General features: G+C 52.8%; 1 protein-coding gene. It reads left to right on the top strand.

The genetic code is table 11. The features are described 5' to 3' along the window. On the top strand, positions 1 to 4,522 hold a 4,522-nt coding region (locus VIM87_RS23360; RefSeq protein ID WP_331999341.1), incomplete at both ends, for an SDR family NAD(P)-dependent oxidoreductase.

The raw sequence follows: 4,522 nt of genomic DNA, 5'->3' as shown, positions 1-4,522 counted from the left end.
TCCCTGGCAGCTATTGACCTCGCCTGCCAGGAGCTGATCCTGGAAAAATCAGACATGGTAATAGCCGGTGCAGCAGACCTGCACAACAGCATTAACGATTACCTGATGTTTTCCAGCACACACGCATTAAGCCGCAAAGGCAAATGCGCCACCTTTGATGCTAACGCAGACGGCACTACGCTGGGCGAAGGCATTGCCATGATGGTGCTGAAACGTGTGGAAGATGCGCAGCGCGATGGTGATACCATTTACGCAGTAATAAAAGGCGTAGGCGGCTCCAGCGACGGCAAAAGCCTGGGCCTTACCGCACCCCGCAAAGCCGGCCAAACCAGCGCCCTGCAACGGGCCTACGAGCAGGCCGGCATTTCGCCGGTAAGCGTAGGGCTCATAGAAGCGCATGGCACCGGTACCGTAGTAGGTGATAAAACAGAGCTGAGCGCAATTTCCGATATGCTCATCCGCTCCGGAGCTACCCATGCGCAAACACACCTGGGCTCTGTAAAAACGCAGATAGGGCATACTAAGTGTGCCGCCGGTCTGGCAGGGCTTATTAAAGCAGCGCTGTCAGTATACCACGGTGTAAAGCCTCCTACCCTGCACCTGAAAGATCCCAACAGCTTTTATAACGCAGCCACCAGCCCCTTTGCCTTTAACACGCAAACCGGCATCTGGAACGAGGATAAAAGAGTAGCAGGCATCAGCGCATTTGGCTTTGGCGGCACCAACTTCCATGCAGTAATAGAGAATGATGTGAATACGCCGCAACCCGCCACCGTGCTCAATTCCTGGCCTGCAGAACTGTTCGTGTTCCGTGGTGCAACGTACGAAGCAGCACAGCAACAGCTGCTGAAAGTAAAAGGCCTGCTGGAAAAAAATGATAACATTCCCTTGAAGGATATTGCCTTCAGCCTTTATAAAAACCACACTTCACCCGTTCAGTTATGTATTGTGGCCGACAGCGCAGACGACCTGCTGCTAAAGCTGGACCTGGCCTTGTCCGGCGCCGCTACCAACGGCGTGTACACCACGCAGCAGCTGGAAGGTAAAGTAGCCTTCCTGTTTCCCGGACAGGGTAGCCAGCGCGTAAACATGGCGCGCGAGCTGTTTGTTACCTTCCCGGTAATGCGCCGTTTGCTGAAAGACAAACCGCAGTACGAACAGATCCTGTTCCCCTCTGCTGTTTTCAATGAAACAGCCGCCAAAGCACAGCGCAATGCCATTAAAGATACCCGCCTGGCGCAACCGCTTTTAGGTATGGTGGACCTGGCCATTGCAACCTTCCTTCAGGAGCTGGGCATTGTGCCTGATATGCTGGCAGGCCACAGCTATGGCGAGCTGCCGGCCCTGTGCTTTGCCAAAGTGTTTGAAGAAGATCAGCTGGTGCCTTTAAGTGAAAAAAGAGCCGCTTCCATCCTGGATGCTATTGGCGCTGATAAAGGCGCTATGCTGGCCCTCAGCTGCCGCGAAGAAGTGTTAACCAGCGCCATAGAAGGGGAAGCCGATGTGTACCTGGTGAATCATAACTCGCCCCTGCAATGGGTAATGGCCGGTACTACACCCGCTATTGCAAGGCTCTCAGCCAAGCTCACAGCCGCTAACATCTCCTTCCAGCCGCTGGAAGTAGCCTGCGCATTCCACAGCCCCCTGCTGGCAGGCGCCAAAGGCTTATTTGCCAATGCGCTGAAAGATGTTGACTTTAAAGCACCGGCAATTCCTGTATGGTCAAACACCACTGCAGCGGCCTACCCAACAGAGCCCGCAGCCATTAAGGAAAGGCTGGCAACGCACCTGGTACAGCCGGTACGCTTTACGGAAGAAGTAGAACAGATGTATGCACAGGGCGCACGTATATTCATTGAGGTTGGTCCGGGTAAAGTGTTAAGCAACCTTACCAGGTCTATCATAGGAGATGATGAGCTGATCCTGCATACTGAAGATAAGGACCAGCCGGGCATTACCCACCTGCTGCACACCATTGCCCGTTACATAGCCAGTGGCAGAACCGTGCAGCTGGACCGTTTATTTGACGGCCGTAATGCAAAGCAGCTGGACCTGGAAGCCATTGACCAGTATAAAAAGCCCGGCACGGTTTGGCTGGTGAACGGGCAGATGGCAGTACCCGCTTACGGCAAGCTGCCCGCCCATGGCGCAATGCCCATTATAACACCGCTGGCGTTAAAAGGTACAGAGCCGAATACTGTAGTGATCAACAACAACAGCGGTGCGGAACAAATGGTAGAAGCTTACCTTAACAGCCTGAAACATATTGTACAGGCGCAGCGCGATGTAATTTTAGGTTACCTGGGCCATACCCCGCAAAGCTTCCACAGCGCCGACCTTCCGGCGCCGGATCTAACACCCCGCAAGATCATTGCCGTACATACCGATGGCACAAACATCACCAATATCAGTGATGGTTATAACAGCAGCAATGGGCATAACGGAACCAACGGGCATAATGGCAATAATGGCCATCACAATAACGGATCAAACGGGCATGCTTATACGAATGGCGTAAAAACCATAACCGCTGAAAAAGATGTAAAGGCCATTCTGCTGGCAGTGATCAGTGATAAAACCGGCTATCCGTCAGATATGCTGGGCATGGAAATGGACCTGGAGGCAGACCTGAGCATTGATTCCATTAAACGCATGGAGATCATTGGAGAGCTGAAAACCCGCCTCGGTGGCTTTAGCAGCAGCACACACAGTGAAGAATCGCTGGTGGAGCAGCTGGCTGCAATAAAAACGCTGAAAGGCCTGGTGGACTGGTTAACAGCCAACGCGCAGGAAAACACCGCAGCGGCTCCCGCACCTGCCGCTGCCATCGCTCCCGCTGCGACACCAACCTCCAAAGGTTTATCTGTTGCAGAAATACAAACCGTACTCTTAAATGTAGTAAGTGAAAAAACCGGTTACCCGCCGGATATGCTGGGCCTTGAGCTGGACCTGGAAGCAGACCTGAGCATTGATTCTATTAAACGCATGGAGATCATTGGAGAGCTGAAAGCCCGCCTGGGTGGCCTGCAGCAGGCCAATGGCAATGGAGAGGAGATGATGGAAAAGCTGGCATCCATAAAAACCCTGCAGGGTTTGATCAGCTGGATAGCAGAAAGCACTGCCGGTAATTTTGAACCGGTACAGGAAGCTAAAAAGATCATTGAAGAAGGTTTTGTAAAAGAAAGCCTGAAGGAAAAACTTTCCCGCCTGCGCTTTGAGCTTACCCCTTCCGCCATGCAGCGCCTTCAGCCCGCACAGTTAAAAGGCTTACACTTTGCAATAACAGATGATGGCGGCCCTATTGCAGCAGCAGTTAAACAGCTGCTGGAACAGCAGGGCGCACAGGCTACTATTATAGCAGCCACCGATCCGCTGGAAGGCTATCATGGCCTTATTATACTGGATATTTTCTCATCGCCAAAAAGGAACGATATTATCACCTCCGTTTCCATGGTGAAGCAGCTGGATTTTGAGAAAGTGAAATGGGTATATGCCCTCTCTGATTTTGACGGGCATGTAACACAAGCGGCAGATCCGCTGTTGCTGCAGCACTTCCAGGGTTACAGCGGCTTTTTCAAAAGCCTGGATAAAGAATACGAGCATACCACTTGCCGTACTATTAACCTGGCCAATAAGCTATCGCCTGAAAAAATTGCCGCCATTGCATTAGATGAGATCCTTCATCCCGAAGGCCCTGCAGAAGTCACCTACCTGAACGGGCAGCGCCAATCGCTGCAGCCGGTGCATGCCCCGCTTACCATTGGCGCTGCATCCGGCATTCAGCTCACCAAACAATCCGTGGTGCTGGTATTCGGCGGTGCACAGGGCATTACCGCGGAGCTGATGATCCGCTTCTCTAAAGAGTATCCCTGCCATTATATCCTGGTGGGCCGCTCTGCCGATCCCCGCAAGCTATCACAGGAAAGCCTGGTGCATCTTAAAACCAAAGACGAGATCCGCCAGCACCTGGTAGCGCAGGGTGAGCTGAAAAAACCGGCCGACATTGAAAAACGCGCAGCAGAGATCCATAAACATAACCAGATCCTGAATACCCTCACGGCCCTGGAACACAACGGCGCTACTGTTAGCTATCATTCGCTTGACCTGCGGGATGAAGCCGCCCTGCGTGCTTTCATGAGCCAGGTGTATAAAGAGTATGGCCGTATTGATGGCGTAGTGCATGGCGCAGGCCTGCTGGAAGATAAGCTGTTCCACCAGAAAACGCCGGAATCCTTTGAGCGTGTGTTCTCCACCAAAGTAACACCGCTGCGCGTACTGGCTGAGCACCTGAATGCAGATACGCAGTTCGTGGTACTGTTCTCCAGCGTAGCCTCTGTATACGGTAACCGCGGGCAAACAGATTATGCAGCCGCCAACAGCGTAATGGACCGTTATGCACGGGTGCTGAAGCAGCAGCTGAAAGCTAAGGTGATGGCCATTAACTGGGGCCCCTGGAAAGGCACCGGCATGGTATCCCCTTCGCTGGAAAAGGAATACGAGCGCCGTGGCATAGCCTTAATAC

Source organism: Chitinophaga sp., from assembly GCF_036569125.1.
Classification (GTDB): Bacteria; Bacteroidota; Bacteroidia; order Chitinophagales; family Chitinophagaceae; genus Chitinophaga.
Note: the sequence above shows the minus strand (reverse complement) of the source record. Positions and strands in the feature narration are given on the sequence as shown.